The following is a 17,317-nucleotide window of genomic DNA, read 5'->3' on the forward strand; positions in this document are numbered from 1 at the left end:
CATGAGCAAGATCCTGATCCGCGGTGCGAAGGTCCTCGGCGGCGAGCCGCAGGACGTCCTCATCGACGGCGAGACGATCGCCGAGACCGGCACCGGCATCGAGGCCGCAGACGCCACCGTCGTCGAGGCGGCCGGCCAGATCCTGCTGCCCGGCCTCGTCGACCTGCACACGCATCTGCGTGAGCCCGGCCGTGAGGACAGCGAGACCGTCCTCACCGGCACCAAGGCGGCGGCGGCAGGCGGCTTCACGGCCGTCCACGCCATGGCCAACACCTTCCCCGTCGCCGACACCGCCGGCGTCGTCGAGCAGGTCTGGCGGCTGGGCAAGGAATCCGGCTACTGCGACGTGCAGCCCGTCGGCGCCGTCACCGTCGGCCTGGAGGGCAAGCAGCTCGCCGAGCTCGGCGCCATGCACGACTCCGCCGCAGGAGTGAAGGTCTTCTCCGACGACGGCAAGTGCGTCGACGACGCCGTGATCATGCGCCGCGCCCTGGAGTACGTGAAGGCCTTCGACGGGGTCGTCGCCCAGCACGCCCAGGAGCCCCGCCTCACCGAGGGCGCCCAGATGAACGAGGGCGTCGTCTCGGCCGAGCTCGGTCTCGGCGGCTGGCCCGCCGTCGCCGAGGAGTCGATCATCGCCCGGGACGTGCTGCTCGCCGCCCACGTCGGCTCCCGCGTGCACATCTGCCACCTCTCGACCGCCGGGTCCGTGGAGATCGTCCGCTGGGCCAAGTCCAAGGGCTGGGACGTCACCGCCGAGGTCACCCCGCACCACCTGCTGCTCACCGACGAGCTCGTGCGCTCCTACAACCCCGTCTACAAGGTGAACCCGCCGCTGCGCACCGAGGCCGACGTCATGGCCCTGCGCGAGGCGCTCGCCGACGGCACCATCGACTGCGTGGCCACCGACCACGCCCCCCACCCGCACGAGGACAAGGACTGCGAGTGGGCCGCCGCGGCCATGGGCATGGTGGGCCTGGAGACCGCCCTCTCGGTGGTCCAGCAGACGATGGTGGACACAGGCCTCCTCGACTGGGCGGGCGTCGCCGACCGCATGTCGTTCCGCCCCGCGGCCATCGGCAGGCTCGAAGGACACGGCCGGCCCGTCTCGGCGGGTGAGCCCGCCAACCTCACGCTGGTCGATCCGGCATACCGTGGAGCTGTGGACCCCGCGGGCTTCGCCTCCCGCAGCCGCAACACTCCGTACGAGGGTCGCGAGCTGCCCGGCCGAGTGACCCACACCTTCCTGCGGGGCCGTGCCACGGTCGTCGACGGGAAGCTCGCGTGACAACACTTCACCCCCCTTACCAGCTGTACCGACTGGCAGCCGAGCAGAAGTCGGCCGAGGTGACGGACTGGTCCGCCCGCATCAGCTGGGTCGTCGGACTGGTCGTCTTCGTCGCCTTCGTCTACTGGCTGATGCGCCAGGGATGGAAGTGGCGAGGACGCCTCCAGTCCGGCCTGCCCGAGCTCGCCACCACCCCCGAAGGGTTCCCGGGCGGGGAGAGCCTGCTCACACTGTCCGGGCGCTACCACGCCTCGACGACCGCGGGGCAGTGGCTGGACCGCATCGTCGCCCACGGCCTCGGGACCCGCAGCAGGGTCGAGCTGACCCTCACGCAGCAGGGCCTCGACGTCGTACGCCCCGGTGCCGCCGACTTCTTCGTCCCGGCCGGCGCGCTGCGCGAGGCCAGGCTCGACAAGGCGCTCGCCGGCAAGGTGCTGCCCGAGGGCGGCCTGCTGGTCATCACCTGGGCGCACGGCGACCAGCTGATCGACTCGGGCTTCCGCTCCGACCACGCGGCCGAACACCAGGCCTGGGTCGACGCCGTCAACCGGCTCGCCGGCACCACTGACAACAACCTCACCAGCACGACGGAAGGCACCGCACGATGACCATCTCCACCCGGGGAGCCGGAAAGGCTCCCGCCGTACTCGTGCTGGAGGACGGCCGCTCCTTCCGCGGCCGCGCCTACGGGGCCGTGGGGGAGACCTTCGGCGAGGCGGTGTTCTCCACCGGCATGACCGGCTACCAGGAAACGCTGACGGACCCCTCGTACCACCGCCAGGTCGTCGTCATGACGGCCCCGCACGTCGGCAACACCGGAGTGAACGACGAGGACCCCGAGTCCGCGCGGATCTGGGTCTCCGGCTACGTCGTGCGCGACCCCGCACGGGTGCCCTCCAACTGGCGCTCCCGCCGCACGCTCGACCAGGAACTCGCGCAACAGGGCGTCGTCGGCATCAGCGGCATCGACACCCGCGCGCTCACCCGCCACCTGCGCGAGCGCGGCGCGATGCGCGTCGGCATCTTCTCCGGCAACGCCGTCCAGGACGAGGGCGTGCTGCTCGCCAAGGTGCGCCAGGCCCCCGAGATGAGCGGCGCCGACCTCGCCGCCGAGGTCGCCACCGAGGAGGCGTACGTCGTCCCCGCGGTCGGCACCAAGAAGTTCACCGTCGCGGCGATCGACCTCGGCATCAAGGGCATGACCCCGCACCGCATGGCGGAGCGCGGCATCGAGGTGCACGTCCTGCCCGCCACCGCCACCCTGGAGGACGTGTACGCGGTCGAGCCCGACGGCGTGTTCTTCTCCAACGGCCCCGGCGACCCTTCCACCGCCGACCACCCGGTCTCCGTCATGCGCGGAGTCCTGGAGCGGAAGACCCCGCTCTTCGGCATCTGCTTCGGCAACCAGATCCTGGGCCGTTCGCTCGGCTTCGGCACCTACAAGCTGAAGTACGGCCACCGCGGCATCAACCAGCCCGTGCAGGACCGCACGACCGGCAAGGTCGAGGTCACCGCGCACAACCACGGGTTCGCCGTCGACGCGCCGCTCGACAAGGTGTCCGACACCGAGTTCGGCCGCGCCGAGGTCTCCCACGTATGCCTGAACGACCAGGTGGTCGAAGGACTCCAGCTGCTCGACCAGCCGGCCTTCAGTGTCCAGTACCACCCCGAGGCAGCCGCGGGCCCGCACGACGCCGCGTACCTCTTCGACCGTTTCGTCACCCTGATGGAGGGCCAGCGTGCCTAAGCGCTCCGATATCCAGTCCGTCCTGGTCATCGGCTCCGGTCCGATCGTCATCGGGCAGGCAGCCGAGTTCGACTACTCCGGCACCCAGGCCTGCCGCGTGCTCAAGGCCGAGGGCCTGCGCGTCATCCTGGTGAACTCCAACCCGGCGACGATCATGACCGACCCGGAGATCGCCGACGCCACCTACGTCGAGCCGATCACCCCCGAGTTCGTCGAGAAGATCATCGCCAAGGAGCGCCCGGACGCGCTGCTCCCGACCCTCGGCGGGCAGACCGCGCTCAACACCGCGATCTCCATGCACGACAACGGTGTGCTGGAGAAGTACGGCGTCGAGCTCATCGGCGCCAACGTCGAGGCCATCAACAAGGGCGAGGACCGCGACCTCTTCAAGGGTGTCGTCGAGGCCGTCAAGGCCAAGATCGGCTACGGCGAGTCCGCCCGCTCCGTCATCTGCCACACCATGGACGACGTCATCGCCGGCGTGGACACGCTCGGTGGCTACCCCGTCGTCGTCCGCCCCTCCTTCACCATGGGCGGCGCCGGCTCCGGCTTCGCCCACGACGAGGAGGAGCTGCGCCGCATCGCCGGACAGGGCCTCACGCTCTCGCCGACCACCGAGGTGCTCCTGGAGGAGTCCATCCTCGGCTGGAAGGAGTACGAGCTGGAGCTGATGCGCGACAAGAACGACAACGTCGTGGTCGTCTGCTCCATCGAGAACTTCGACCCGATGGGCGTCCACACCGGCGACTCGATCACGGTCGCCCCCGCGATGACGCTCACCGACCGTGAGTACCAGCGGCTGCGCGACATCGGCATCGCGATCATCCGCGAGGTCGGCGTCGACACCGGCGGCTGCAACATCCAGTTCGCGATCGACCCGGCCGACGGCCGGATCATCGTGATCGAGATGAACCCGCGCGTCTCCCGCTCCTCGGCGCTCGCGTCGAAGGCCACCGGCTTCCCGATCGCCAAGATCGCCGCCAAGCTGGCCGTCGGCTACACGCTCGACGAGATCCCCAACGACATCACCGAGAAGACGCCGGCCTCCTTCGAGCCGACGCTCGACTACGTCGTGGTGAAGGCCCCGCGCTTCGCCTTCGAGAAGTTCCCGTCCGCCGACTCCACCCTCACCACCACCATGAAGTCGGTGGGCGAGGCCATGGCGATCGGCCGCAACTTCACCGAGGCGCTCCAGAAGGCCCTGCGCTCCCTGGAGAAGAAGGGCTCCCAGTTCGCCTTCACCGGCGAGCCCGGCGACAAGGCCGAACTGCTCGCGGAGGCGGTCCGTCCCACCGACGGCCGCATCAACACCGTGATGCAGGCGATCCGTGCCGGCGCCACCCAGGAAGAGGTCTTCGACGCCACGAAGATCGACCCCTGGTTCGTCGACCAGCTCTTCCTGATCAAGGAGATCGCCGACGAGCTGGCCGCCGCCGAGCGCCTCGACCCCGAGCTGCTCGCCGAGGCCAAGCGGCACGGCTTCTCCGACGCCCAGATCGGCGAGATCCGCGCGCTGCGCGAGGACGTCGTCCGCGAGGTCCGGCACGCGCTCGGCATCCGCCCGGTCTACAAGACGGTCGACACCTGCGCCGCCGAGTTCGCCGCGAAGACGCCGTACTTCTACTCCTCCTACGACGAGGAGAGCGAGGTCGCGCCGCGCACCAAGCCCGCCGTGATCATCCTCGGCTCCGGCCCGAACCGCATCGGCCAGGGCATCGAGTTCGACTACTCCTGCGTCCACGCCTCCTTCGCCCTGAGCGACGCGGGCTACGAGACCGTGATGGTCAACTGCAACCCGGAGACCGTCTCCACCGACTACGACACCTCCGACCGGCTCTACTTCGAGCCGCTCACGCTGGAGGACGTCCTGGAGATCGTGCACGCCGAGTCGCTCGCGGGCCCGATCGCCGGTGTCGTGGTCCAGCTCGGCGGACAGACGCCCCTCGGCCTCGCGCAGGCGCTCAAGGACAACGGCGTGCCGGTCGTGGGGACCCCGCCCGAGGCCATCCACGCCGCGGAGGACCGCGGCGCGTTCGGCCGGGTGCTCGCCGAGGCCGGACTGCCGGCCCCGAAGCACGGCACCGCCACCACCTTCGCCGAGGCCAAGGCCATCGCCGACGAGATCGGCTACCCCGTCCTCGTCCGCCCGTCGTACGTGCTCGGCGGCCGTGGCATGGAGATCGTCTACGACGAGGCCCGCCTCTCCTCGTACATCGAGGAGTCCACCGAGATCAGCCCCACCCGGCCGGTCCTGGTCGACCGCTTCCTCGACGACGCGATCGAGATCGACGTCGACGCGCTCTACGACGGCACCGAGCTCTACCTCGGCGGCGTCATGGAGCACATCGAGGAGGCCGGCATCCACTCCGGCGACTCGGCGTGCGCGCTGCCCCCGATCACCCTCGGCGGCTACGACATCAAGCGGCTGCGCGCCTCCACCGAGGGCATCGCCAAGGGCGTCGGCGTACGCGGGCTGATCAATATCCAGTTCGCGCTCTCCGGCGACATCCTCTACGTCCTGGAGGCCAACCCGCGCGCCTCCCGGACCGTCCCCTTCACCTCGAAGGCGACCGCCGTCCCGCTCGCGAAGGCCGCCGCCCGCATCTCGCTCGGCGCCACCATCGCCGAGCTGCGCGAGGAGGGCCTGCTGCCGCGGACCGGCGACGGCGGCACCCTGCCGCTGGACGCGCCGATCTCCGTCAAGGAAGCCGTCATGCCGTGGTCGCGCTTCCGCGACATCCAGGGCCGCGGCGTCGACACGGTCCTCGGCCCGGAGATGCGCTCCACCGGTGAGGTCATGGGCATCGACTCCGTCTTCGGCACGGCGTACGCCAAGTCGCAGGCCGGCGCCTACGGTCCGCTGCCCACCAAGGGGCGTGCCTTCATCTCGGTCGCCAACCGGGACAAGCGCACGATGATCTTCCCGGCCCGCGAGCTGGTCGCCCACGGCTTCGAGCTGATGGCCACCTCCGGCACCGCCGAGGTACTCAAGCGCAACGGCCTCAACGCCACGGTCGTGCGCAAGCTCTCCGAGGGCGAGGGCCCCAACGGCGAGAAGACCATCGTCCAGCTGATCCACGACGGCGAGGTCGACCTCATCGTCAACACCCCGTACGGGACGGGCGGCCGGCTCGACGGCTACGAGATCCGCACCGCGGCCGTCGCCCGGTCCGTGCCGTGCCTCACCACGGTCCAGGCGCTGGCCGCCGCGGTCCAGGGCATCGACGCGCTCAACCACGGCGGCGTCGGCGTGCGTTCCCTCCAGGAACACGCGGAACATCTCACCGCGGCCCGCGACTAGGAAGCCCACAGGGGGACACCGGAAACGGTGTCCCCCTCTTCATGAGGACACCCGTGATCTACACACTCTTCTTCCGCCTCGTCTTCAAGCGGATGGACCCGGAGCAGGCCCACCACCTGGCCTTCCGCTGGATCCGCCTCGCCGCGCGCATCCCCGTGCTGCGCACCTTCACCGCTGCCGTGTTCGCCCCCCGCTACGAGGAGCTGCGCACCGAGGCCCTCGGCCTGCGGATGCACGGACCCTTCGGGCTCGCCGCCGGATTCGACAAGAACGCCGTCGCGATCGACGGCATGTCGATGCTCGGCTTCGACCACGTCGAGATCGGCACGGTCACCGGCGAGCCGCAGCCCGGCAACCCGAAGAAGCGCCTGTTCCGCCTGGTCGCCGACCGGGCCCTGATCAACCGCATGGGCTTCAACAACGAGGGCTCCGCGGCCGTGGCGGAGCGCCTCGCCGCCCGCACCCCGGTCTTCCGCACGACCGTCGGCGTCAACATCGGCAAGACCAAGGTGGTCCCCGAGGACGAGGCCGTGGGCGACTACGTGAAGTCCACCGAGCGGCTCGCCGCCCACGCCGACTACCTCGTCGTGAACGTCTCCTCGCCGAACACCCCCGGCCTGCGCAACCTCCAGGCCACCGAGGCGCTCCGCCCCCTGCTCACCGCCGTGCGCGAGGCAGCTGACCGCACCGTCACCGACCGCCGGGTGCCGCTGCTCGTCAAGATCGCTCCGGACCTCGCGGACGAGGACGTCGACGCGGTCGCGGACCTCGCCGTCGAACTCGGCCTGGACGGCATCATCGCCACCAACACGACCATCGCCCGGGACGGTCTCGGCCTGGCCTCCCCGGCCTCCCTGGTGGGGGAGACCGGCGGGCTCTCCGGCGCACCCCTCAAGGTGCGCTCCCTGGAGGTCCTGAGCCGCCTGTACGCCCGCGTGGGGACCCGGCTCACCCTCGTGGGCGTCGGGGGCATCGAGAACGCCGAGGACGCCTGGCAGCGCATCCTCGCCGGCGCCACGCTCGTCCAGGGCTACAGCGCCTTCATCTACGAGGGCCCGTTCTACGCCCGGGCGATCCACAAGGGCCTGGCCGCCCGGCTGGCCGCATCCCCGTACGCCACCCTCGCCGAGGCCGTCGGCGCCGAGACACGGAAGGCCGTGCAGTGACCCCTGAACCCTTCGGCGCGCGTCTGCGCCACGCCATGGACACCCGCGGGCCGCTCTGCGTCGGCATCGACCCGCACGCCTCGCTGCTCGCCTCCTGGGGCCTGAACGACGACATCGCGGGCCTGGAGCGCTTCACACGTACGGTCGTCGAGGCCCTGGCCGACCGGGTCGCCGTGCTGAAGCCGCAGTCGGCCTTCTTCGAGCGCTTCGGCTCGCGCGGCATCGCCGTCCTGGAGAAGGCCGTCGAGGAGGCCCGCGCGGCCGGGGCCCTGGTGCTCATGGACGCCAAGCGCGGGGACATCGGCTCCACGATGGGCGCCTACGCGGCCACCTACCTCGACAAGGACTCGCCGCTCTTCTCCGACGCGGTCACCGTCTCGCCCTACCTCGGCTTCGGTTCGCTGCGCCCGGCGCTCGACGCCGCGGCGGTCTCCGGCGCGGGTGTCTTCGTGCTCGCCCTCACCTCCAACCCGGAGGGCGCCGAGGTCCAGCGGGCCACCGCGGCGGACGGGCGCTCGCTCGCGCAGCTGATGCTCGACCACATGGCGGCCGAGAACGCGGGCGCGACGCCGCTCGGGTCCGTCGGCGCGGTCGTCGGCGCCACCCTCGGGGACGCGGGCGCGGATCTGTCGATCAACGGTCCGCTGCTGGCTCCCGGCATCGGCGCCCAGGGAGCGACCCCCGCGGATCTTCCCCGCGTCTTCGGCGCCGCCGTGGGCAATGTGGTGCCGAGCGTGAGCCGGGGCGTGCTGCGCCACGGACCGGACGCGTCAGGGCTGCGCGAAGCCGCCGGACGGTTCGCGGACGAGGTCCGTGCGGCCGTCTCGGAGGACTGACGATGCCACGTAACTGGCTGTTGACGGAATCCTGACCAAAATTCCGGGTTGTTATGGCCGAAATGTCCCGGTCGGCCAAGGCTGACCAGGACTTTTCGTCTGTTCTCGCTGACTCAGGCGGCCATGGCCGCTAGTCTCCGTCGAGAGCCAACGAGTACGTGTTGTTCGTTGCTCACCAGGTGGGGGGCTACAGGGTTCCTCACCGGTCCGTATCCGACAGATCGACATCCGAGGTGACGTAGGCGTGGCTCTTCCGCCCCTTACCCCTGAACAGCGCGCAGCCGCGCTCGAAAAGGCCGCCGCGGCTCGCCGGGAGCGGGCCGAGGTCAAGAATCGACTCAAGCACTCCGGCGCCTCCCTCCACGAGGTCATCAAGCAGGGCCAGGAGAACGACGTCATCGGCAAGATGAAGGTCTCCGCCCTCCTGGAGTCCCTGCCGGGCGTGGGCAAGGTCCGCGCCAAGCAGATCATGGAGCGGCTCGGCATCTCCGAGAGCCGCCGGGTCCGGGGTCTTGGCTCCAACCAGATCGCATCCCTGGAGCGTGAGTTCGGCGGCAGCGCCGCCTGACGTTCTCAGGCACTCCTGAGAACGGGGATAATCGCCCCATGGCTGCAACATCCCGGGGGACGTCCCCCGTACCCCCGGACGCACGTCCGCGGCTGACCGTGCTCTCCGGCCCCTCCGGGGTCGGTAAGAGCACGGTCGTCGCTCATATGCGCAAGGTTCACCCCGAGGTCTGGCTCTCGGTGTCCGCCACGACCCGTAAGCCCCGCCCCGGCGAGCGCAACGGCGTCCACTACTTCTTCGTGGACGACGAGGAGTTCGACAAACTGGTCGCCAACGGCGAGCTGCTCGAGTGGGCGGAGTTCGCGGGAAACCGGTACGGCACCCCCCGCCGGGCCGTGCTCGACCGCCTGGAGGCGGGCGAGCCGGTGCTGCTGGAGATCGACCTGCAGGGCGCCCGGCTGGTCCGCCAGTCGATGCCCGACGCGCGGCTCGTCTTCCTCGCGCCGCCGAGCTGGGAGGAGCTGGTGCGCCGGCTCACCGGCCGGGGGACCGAGGCGCCCGACGTGATCGAGCGCCGGCTCGCCGCGGCGAAGGTCGAGCTGGCCGCCGAGGCCGAGTTCGACACCACGCTCGTCAACACCTCCGTCGAGGACGTCGCACGCGAGCTGCTAACGTTGATGCTGCAGGCTTCCGGCCTCCGTGGTACCGACGGCTGACCTCACCGGTCCGCACCGGGCCACGGGCGCAGAGCATCACCACTGCGGAACCCAGCATGATCAAAGATCTCTTTGATCTCTATCCCCTTCGGAAGGCAGAGAGTGTCCTCTTCCATCACCACGCCCGAGGGCATCATCAACCCGCCGATTGATGAGCTCCTCGAGGCCACCGACTCGAAGTACAGCCTGGTCATCTACGCCGCCAAGCGCGCGCGTCAGATCAACGCGTACTACTCGCAGCTCGGTGAAGGCCTCCTCGAGTACGTCGGTCCGCTCGTCGACACCCACGTGCACGAGAAGCCGCTCTCGATCGCGCTCCGCGAGATCAACGCGGGCCTGCTGACCTCCGAGGCCATCGAGGGCCCCGCGCAGTAGTCAGGCGGTATGCGGTAGACGCACCTTCACCCCAGGCCCGGCGGCCCGTCCGCCGGGCCTGGGGTGTGTCCGGGGCCCGGCGCGGCGCCCGCGGCGCCGTGAGGCAGCATGGAGTACGTACGTCACGAGGCCGCACGCGAGTGCGCGGAGACACGAGTGCGGGGAGACGCAGTGGAGAAGCCGAAGGTCGTCCTGGGTGTCAGCGGGGGCATCGCCGCGTACAAGGCGTGCGAGCTGCTGCGCAGGCTGACCGAGTCCGGCCACGACGTACGGGTCGTCCCGACCGCCGCGTCGCTGAACTTCGTCGGAGAGGCCACCTGGTCCGCCCTTTCCGGGAACCCGGTGTCGACCGAGGTCTGGGACGGCGTGCACGAGGTGCCGCACGTCAGGATCGGCCAGGCGGCCGATCTCGTGGTGGTCGCCCCCGCGACCGCGGACATGCTCGCCAAGGCCGCTCACGGCCTCGCCGACGACCTCCTCACCAACACCCTGCTCACCGCGCGCTGTCCGGTGGTCTTCGCGCCCGCGATGCACACAGAGATGTGGGAGCACCCCGCCACCCAGGAGAACGTCGCCACCCTCCGCCGCCGGGGCGCCGTCGTCGTCGAGCCCGCCGTGGGCCGGCTCACCGGGGTGGACACGGGCAAGGGCAGGCTGCCCGACCCCGGGGAGATCTTCGAGGTCTGCCGGGGTGTCCTGGCCCGTGGCGCCGTGGCCCCCGACCTCGCCGGCCGGCACGTGGTGATCAGCGCCGGCGGGACGCGTGAGCCGCTCGACCCGGTCCGTTACCTGGGCAACCGCTCTTCCGGCAAGCAGGGCTACGCCCTCGCCCGCACAGCGGTGGCCCGTGGTGCCCGGGTGACCCTGGTCGAGGCGAACACCGGGCTCCCCGATCCCGCGGGAGCCGACGTCCTGCACGCCGGGACCGCCCTCCAGCTGCGCGAGGCCGTCCTGAAGGCCGCGGCCGACGCCGACGTGGTGGTGATGGCGGCGGCGGTCGCCGACTTCCGGCCCGCCGCCTACGCCTCCGGCAAGATCAAGAAGAAGGACGGCCAGGAGCCGGCGCCCGTCGCCCTCGTCCGCAACCCCGACATCCTCGCCGAGGTCGCCGGGGAGCGCGCCCGGCCGGGGCAGATCGTCGTGGGCTTCGCGGCGGAGACCGACGACGTCCTCGCCAACGGCCGCGAGAAGCTCCGCCGCAAGGGCTGCGACCTCCTCGTCGTCAACGAGGTGGGGGAGCGCAAGACCTTCGGCTCCGAGGAGAACGAGGCGGTCGTGCTCGCGGCCGACGGAGCGGAGACCGCCGTTCCGTACGGCCCCAAGGAGGCCCTCGCCGACACGGTGTGGGACCTGGTCGCGGCCCGTTTCGGCCAGATCGCCTAGCAGAGACCGACTGGGAGGAATCTCACGATAATCAGCCATATTGTGCCCCCGAAAAGACGGATTTTCGTACCGCCGTCAACGGTGCCGCAGGTCACAGACCCTCCAAGGGGCGAGACGTGTCGCCCATTCACCGGGAGCGACCGATAAACTGGTCGACGGAATGTGCCGGGCGCAGCTCCCGGCGGTCCACCAATGATCAGCCAGCAGCCGCTGCAACCCCAGGGAGCGATGTGTCCCGCCGTCTCTTCACCTCGGAGTCTGTCACCGAGGGCCACCCCGACAAGATCGCTGACCAGATCAGCGACACGATTCTGGACGCGCTCCTGCGCGAGGACCCTTCCTCGCGCGTCGCCGTCGAGACCCTGATCACCACTGGTCTGGTGCATGTCGCGGGTGAGGTCACGACCAAGGCCTACGCCGACATCCCCAACCTTGTGCGCAACAAGGTCCTGGAGATCGGCTACGACTCCTCCAAGAAGGGATTCGACGGAGCCTCCTGCGGCGTCTCCGTGTCCATCGGGGCACAGTCGCCGGACATCGCTCAGGGCGTCGACACCGCGTACGAGAAGCGGGTCGAGGGTGCTTCCCGGAGCGAGGAGGACGAGCTCGACAAGCAGGGTGCCGGCGACCAGGGGCTGATGTTCGGCTACGCCTGCGACGAGACGCCCGAGCTGATGCCGCTCCCGATCTACCTGGCGCACCGCCTCTCGCGCCGGCTGTCCGAGGTCCGCAAGAACGGGACCATCCCGTACCTGCGCCCCGACGGCAAGACCCAGGTCACCATCGAGTACGACGACGACAAGGCCGTCCGCCTCGACACCGTCGTCGTCTCCTCGCAGCACGCCTCCGACATCGACCTCGACTCGCTGCTCGCGCCCGACATCCGCGAGTTCGTCGTGGAGCACGTCCTGGCGCAGCTCATCGAGGACGGCATCAAGCTCGACACCGAGGGGTACCGCCTCCTGGTGAACCCGACCGGCCGCTTCGAGATCGGCGGCCCGATGGGCGACGCCGGCCTGACCGGCCGAAAGATCATCATCGACACCTACGGCGGCATGGCCCGTCACGGTGGCGGCGCCTTCTCCGGCAAGGACCCGTCCAAGGTCGACCGCTCGGCCGCCTACGCCATGCGCTGGGTCGCCAAGAACGTCGTCGCGGCCGGCCTCGCCACCCGGTGCGAGGTCCAGGTCGCCTACGCGATCGGCAAGGCCGAGCCGGTGGGCCTGTTCGTCGAGACCTTCGGCACCGCCGCGGTCGACACGGAGAAGATCGAGCACGCCATCGGCGCGGTCTTCGACCTCCGCCCGGCCGCGATCATCCGTGACCTCGACCTGCTGCGCCCGATCTACGCCCAGACGGCGGCGTACGGGCACTTCGGCCGTGAGCTCCCCGACTTCACCTGGGAGCGCACCGACCGCGTGGACGCGCTGCGTCAGGCGGCGGGGCTCTGAGCCGAGCCCCTCGTTCCTCCCCCGGGGCGCGGGCCCCCCCCCCCCCCGGGGGGGGGCCCCCCGGGGGGGGGGGGGCGGCCCCCCCCCCGGGGGCCCCCCCCGGGGGCCCCCCCCCCCGGGGGGGGGGCCCCGGGCCCCGGGGTGTGTGCGCCGGACGGCCCGGAAAACGACGTGCGGGGCGCGGGCCCGGTGCCCCGTCATGGCTCCGGCCCCCGGTGCGCAGGCCGCGGATACTTCTGGAGCGGGGCGGTGTCCCCGCGGTGAGAGATTCCCGCCGCGGCCGGATCCTGATCTCGGGGGCCGTTTCGCCGTCCGGCGCCGCTGTCGGTGGCGTCTGGTAGGAATTTGGCTGTGAGCAGCGACGACGAGCGGCCCGACGAGCCCGGCGCGGGAACCCCGGAGCAGCTTGCGCTCATCCGGGAGACGGTGCGCCAGGCCAAGGTGCCGCGTGCCAAACCCCGGACCTGGCGAGGAGCCGCGCTCGCCGCGGAGCTGCCCGTCGCCCGCGTCCTGGTGAACAAGGGCGCGCTCCACCTCGACCAGTACTTCGACTACGCCGTCCCCGAGGAACTCGACGCCGAGGCCCAGCCCGGTGTCCGCGTCCGGGTGCGGTTCGGCGCCGGGGGGCGGCAGGTCCGCGGCGGGCGGCGTGAGGGCGGCGGCCTCATCGACGGCTTCCTGATCGAGCGGCGCGCCTCCTCGGACTACCAGGGCGCACTCGCCGCCCTGGCCTACGTCGTCTCGCCCGAGCCGGTGCTCGGGCCCGAACTGCTGGAGCTCTCGCGGGCCGTCGCCGACCGCTATGCCGGCAGCCTCGCCGATGTGCTGCAGCTCGCCGTGCCGCCCAGGAACGGCCGGGCGGAGTCCAAGCCGTCGCCCGCACCCCTTCCGCCCCCGCCCGCTCCGGACCCAGGGACCTGGGAGCGCTATGCCCAGGGGCCCGGTTTCCTGCGGGCGCTGGCGGAGGGCGGGGCGCCGCGTGCCGTGTGGACCGCGCTGCCGGGACCGCACTGGCCCGAGGAGATCGCCCGTGCCGTGGCGGCCACCCTGGCGTCCGGGCGCGGTGCTCTCGTCGTCGTACCGGACGGGCGCAGCGCGGGGCGGGTCGACGCCGCTCTGACCGGTGTGCTGGGGGAGGGGCGGCACGCGGTGCTCACCGCCGACTCGGGCCCCGAGAAGCGCTATCGGCAGTGGCTCGCCGTCCGGCGCGGATCGGTGCGGGCGGTGGTCGGCACGAGGGCCGCGATGTTCGCTCCCGTCGCCGATCTCGGCTTGGTGGCCGTCTGGGACGACGGGGACTCCAGCCACAGCGACGACAACGCCCCCTTCCCGCACGTCCGGGAGGTTCTGGAGCTGCGGGCCGCCCACGGCCGCTGCGCGTTCCTGCTGGGCGGGACGAGCTGCACGGTCGAGGCCGCGCAGCTGGTGGAGAGCGGCTGGGCCCTCCCCTTGCGCGCGGACCGGGACCAGCTGCGGATCGCCGCCCCCCTGGTGCGTACGGTCGGCGACGGAGAGCTCGCGCGGGACGGCGCGGCCCGCTCGGCGCGGCTGCCCAGCCTGGCCTGGCAGACCGTGCGGGACGGACTGCGCAGCGGCCCGGTGCTCGTCCAGGTCCCGCGCCGGGGGTACGCGCCCCGGCTGGCCTGCGAGCGCTGCCGTGAACCCGCCCGGTGCCGGCACTGCGCGGGCCCTCTGGAGGCACCGGACCAGCGGCAGCTCGACTGCGCCTGGTGCGGGCGCGCCGAGACGGCCTGGAGCTGTGCCGCCTGCGGTGGGGTGCGGCTGCGGGCGCAGATCGTCGGGGCCCGCAGGACCGCCGAGGAACTGGGGCGGGCGTTTCCGGCAGTCCCCGTGCGGACCTCGGGCCGCGACCACGTACTGGACTCCGTGCCCGGTCAGCCCGCCCTGGTCGTGAGCACCCCCGGGGCTGAGCCGGTGGCCGAGGGCGGGTACGCGGCGGCCCTGTTGCTGGACGGCTGGGCCATGGTCGGCCGTCCCGATCTGCGGGCGGGTGAGGAGGCCCTGCGGCGCTGGACGGCGGCTGCCGCCCTGGTGCGGGGCCAGCCGGAGGGCGGCACGGTGGTGATCGTGGCCGAACCGACCTTGCGGCCGGTCCAGGCGCTGGTCCGCTGGGACCCTGTCGGGCACGCCCGCCGTGAGCTCGCGGAACGGGCCGAGCTCGGCTTTCCGCCGGTGTCCCGGATGGCTTCGGTGACGGGCCCCGCGGAGGCGGTCGCCGCCTTCCTCGCGGGCGCCGAGCTGCCACCGGAGGCGCAGGTACTCGGCCCGGTGCAGGTGCCGGTCGCGACCCCCGGCAGGCCCCGCAGACAGGGTGACGCCCCGACCGGCGACCTCTGGGAGCGGGCGCTGATCAGGGTCCCGACGGGGCGGGGCGCCGCCCTGGCGACCGCACTGAAGACGGCGCAGGCGGCCCGGACGGCCCGGGGCACCGGAGATCCGGTACGGATCAGGATCGACCCTCCGGACATCGGCTGACGACGCCCGGCCCGGGTTGCGCGACAGGGGGCCGCGGCTCCGGGCCTCGTCGCGGAGCCCTCGCGCGGGCCTCGGCCGACGCCGTGCGCGGGGTGCGGGCCGCAGCCGTCGCACGCCCGGTCCATGCCGGTGAGGCGGGGCCGCATACGCCGGCCGGCGGCGCGGTGTGCCGAGCGCGGGCCTCGGCCGGTGCCCGCGCCGCCCGCCTCGGCGCGTCAGAGGGCGCCTCAGCCGTCGGTCCTCCGTGTGAGCCGTCCCGCGTCCAGGACCCGGCTCACCTCAGCCGTTGCGCGGACCTGGGAACGCGCCCGGGCGCTCCGAGGGCTGCGGGGGCATGGAGCGGGCCGCGGGCACGGAGGGCAGGGCGGGCGGGGTGCCCTGCGCGGCGGGCAACGGGCGGTTCACGGCCTCGGGAGCCGTCTCCCCGGACCCTTGCTGGGGGGCGTTGCGGCGTGCGCCGTAACGGCGGTGCACGGCCTGCTTGGTGACCCCGAGGGCGGAACCCACCGCGTCCCACGAGAAACCCAGCGAACGGTCGAAGTCCACCGCCGCCGTCACCAGCGTCTCGACGCTGTCCCGCAGTTCCTGGGCCAGCCGCACCGTCGGGGCCGGCGCCCTCCCGTACACGACGAAGCCCGCGGACGGGCCGGAGCGGCGCGGACGGTAGACGTTGCCCAACTGCGCAGTGAGGGTGCGCAGGGCGTCCACCTGCCGCCGGACCCGCTCGATGTCCCGCACCAACAGGTGCAGGCTGGCACGCGCTTGGGCGTCGTGGGTTGCGTGGTCGGCCATGAAGAAGCCTCTCGAACCGGCGTTGAAAGGGATCGGACCGCGCGAGGGCGGTCCACTTCGGTCAATCTCACTTGACCAACGCGTCACCCGGCCTTGTGGTCACGCAACAGGGGCGTATGTGCATGCGCGCGGGGCGCGCGCGGCCCGCGTACGCTCCCCGTGGCCGCTTTCACGCGAGGGCCTAGACTGGTGTGCTGCTCGCCACGTACGTTCCGGCCCGAGAGGCAGTCCGCCACCCATGAAGCTCGTCTTCGCAGGCACCCCCGAGGTCGCCGTTCCCGCCCTGGACGCCCTGATCGCCTCCGGCCGCCACGAGGTGGCCGCCGTGGTGACCCGCCCCGACGCCCCCGCCGGGCGAGGGCGCCGGCTCGTCGCCAGCCCCGTCGCGGAACGTGCCGAGGAGGCGGGCATCGAGGTGCTCAAGCCGGTCCGGCCGCGCGACGAGGACTTCCTGGCACGCCTGCGGGAGATCGCACCCGACTGCTGCCCCGTCGTGGCGTACGGCGCCCTGCTCCCCAAGACCGCGCTGGACGTGCCGGCCAGGGGCTGGGTGAACCTGCACTTCTCCCTGCTGCCCGCCTGGCGCGGGGCCGCGCCCGTGCAGCACGCGGTGATGGCGGGCGACGAGGTCACCGGCGCCTCGACCTTCCTGATCGAGGAGGGGCTGGACTCGGGACCGGTCTACGGCGTCCTGACCGAGGAGGTCCGGCCCACCGACACCAGCGGGGATCTGCTCACCCGGCTCGCGTTCGCCGGCGCCGGGCTGCTCGCGGCGACCATGGACGGCATCGAGGACGGCACCCTGCACGCCGTTCCGCAGCCCGCCGAGGGCGTCACTCTCGCCCCCAAGATCACCGTCGAGGACGCCCAGGTGCAGTGGTCCGCGCCCGCCCTGCGCGTCGATCGCGTCGTGCGCGGCTGCACCCCGGCCCCGGGCGCGTGGACCCTGTTCCGGGGGGAGCGCCTGAAGCTGGTGCAGGTCGTGCCCGTCCTCGACCGCACCGACCTGGCCCCGGGCGAGCTGTCGGTGGGCAAGAACAACGTGTACGTGGGCACCGGCTCGCACGCCGTGGAGCTCCTGTGGGTCCAGCCGCAGGGCAAGAAGCCGATGCGCGCCGCCGACTGGGCCCGCGGCGTGCGCATCGCCCACGGGGAGCTGCTGGGCCTCTGAGCCCGCACCGGCGCCCGGGCCTCAGGACCGGCTGGGCGCCCAAGCCCCGTACCGGCGCCCGGGGCCTCGGGACCGGCGCGCGGGGCA

At 72.1% G+C, this 17,317-nt stretch carries 14 protein-coding genes; 13 read left to right on the forward strand and 1 reads right to left on the reverse strand.

Annotation, left to right across the window (positions count from 1 at the left end; all coding sequences use genetic code 11):
• The first annotated feature begins 1 nt into the window (after position 1).
• The 12 genes from ACFY8O_RS23215 (at position 2) to ACFY8O_RS23270 (ending at position 15,267) form a co-directional block, all read left to right on the forward strand.
• On the forward strand, positions 2-1,288 hold the full coding sequence (locus tag ACFY8O_RS23215; RefSeq protein WP_145806177.1) for a dihydroorotase: 1,287 nt from the start codon (positions 2-4) through the stop codon (positions 1,286-1,288).
• On the forward strand, positions 1,285-1,896 hold the full coding sequence (locus ACFY8O_RS23220) for a PH-like domain-containing protein (protein WP_387905232.1): 612 nt from the start codon (positions 1,285-1,287) through the stop codon (positions 1,894-1,896). Before ACFY8O_RS23215 ends, ACFY8O_RS23220 begins: the two co-directional genes overlap by 4 nt.
• Complete coding sequence (carA, locus tag ACFY8O_RS23225) at positions 1,893-3,035, forward strand: glutamine-hydrolyzing carbamoyl-phosphate synthase small subunit (RefSeq protein ID WP_387905234.1); 1,143 nt, start codon at positions 1,893-1,895, stop codon at positions 3,033-3,035. The genes ACFY8O_RS23220 and carA overlap by 4 nt, the downstream gene beginning before the upstream one ends.
• Positions 3,028-6,336: a carbamoyl-phosphate synthase large subunit gene (carB, locus tag ACFY8O_RS23230; protein ID WP_145806172.1), complete on the forward strand. Its 3,309-nt coding sequence runs from the start codon at positions 3,028-3,030 to the stop codon at positions 6,334-6,336. The genes carA and carB overlap by 8 nt, the downstream gene beginning before the upstream one ends.
• 56 nt (positions 6,337-6,392) lie before the next feature.
• Positions 6,393-7,502: a quinone-dependent dihydroorotate dehydrogenase gene (locus tag ACFY8O_RS23235; protein ID WP_387905393.1), complete on the forward strand. Its 1,110-nt coding sequence runs from the start codon at positions 6,393-6,395 to the stop codon at positions 7,500-7,502.
• Positions 7,499-8,338: an orotidine-5'-phosphate decarboxylase gene (gene pyrF, locus ACFY8O_RS23240; protein WP_145806170.1), complete on the forward strand. Its 840-nt coding sequence runs from the start codon at positions 7,499-7,501 to the stop codon at positions 8,336-8,338. Before ACFY8O_RS23235 ends, pyrF begins: the two co-directional genes overlap by 4 nt.
• Positions 8,339-8,582: 244 nt before the next feature.
• Positions 8,583-8,906, forward strand: a complete 324-nt coding sequence (locus tag ACFY8O_RS23245; protein ID WP_014157387.1) for an integration host factor — start codon at positions 8,583-8,585, stop codon at positions 8,904-8,906.
• A 38-nt stretch (positions 8,907-8,944) separates the two neighbouring features.
• Complete coding sequence (gene gmk, locus ACFY8O_RS23250; protein ID WP_145806168.1) at positions 8,945-9,562, forward strand: guanylate kinase; 618 nt, start codon at positions 8,945-8,947, stop codon at positions 9,560-9,562.
• A 102-nt stretch (positions 9,563-9,664) separates the two neighbouring features.
• Positions 9,665-9,937: a DNA-directed RNA polymerase subunit omega gene (rpoZ, locus tag ACFY8O_RS23255; protein ID WP_003970369.1), complete on the forward strand. Its 273-nt coding sequence runs from the start codon at positions 9,665-9,667 to the stop codon at positions 9,935-9,937.
• Between the two features lie 171 nt (positions 9,938-10,108).
• Positions 10,109-11,320: a bifunctional phosphopantothenoylcysteine decarboxylase/phosphopantothenate--cysteine ligase CoaBC gene (coaBC, locus tag ACFY8O_RS23260; protein ID WP_387905238.1), complete on the forward strand. Its 1,212-nt coding sequence runs from the start codon at positions 10,109-10,111 to the stop codon at positions 11,318-11,320.
• A gap of 230 nt (positions 11,321-11,550) precedes the next feature.
• On the forward strand, positions 11,551-12,771 hold the full coding sequence (gene metK / locus ACFY8O_RS23265) for a methionine adenosyltransferase (protein WP_145806164.1): 1,221 nt from the start codon (positions 11,551-11,553) through the stop codon (positions 12,769-12,771).
• 351 nt (positions 12,772-13,122) lie between these two features.
• Positions 13,123-15,267, forward strand: coding sequence for a primosomal protein N' (locus ACFY8O_RS23270; RefSeq protein WP_387905241.1), 2,145 nt, complete (start codon positions 13,123-13,125; stop codon positions 15,265-15,267).
• 279 nt (positions 15,268-15,546) lie between these two features.
• Here ACFY8O_RS23270 and ACFY8O_RS23275 read toward each other — a convergent pair whose 3' ends face one another.
• Positions 15,547-16,059, reverse strand: coding sequence for a hypothetical protein (locus ACFY8O_RS23275; protein WP_145812433.1), 513 nt, complete (start codon positions 16,057-16,059; stop codon positions 15,547-15,549).
• Positions 16,060-16,297: 238 nt separating this feature from the next.
• Between ACFY8O_RS23275 and fmt the strand changes: the two genes are divergently transcribed.
• On the forward strand, positions 16,298-17,230 hold the full coding sequence (gene fmt / locus ACFY8O_RS23280) for a methionyl-tRNA formyltransferase (RefSeq protein WP_145812435.1): 933 nt from the start codon (positions 16,298-16,300) through the stop codon (positions 17,228-17,230).
• The last annotated feature ends 87 nt before the right edge of the window (positions 17,231-17,317 follow it).

Origin of the sequence: Streptomyces argenteolus, from assembly GCF_042902585.1 — a bacterium.
GTDB lineage: Bacteria > Actinomycetota > Actinomycetes > Streptomycetales > Streptomycetaceae > Streptomyces > Streptomyces argenteolus.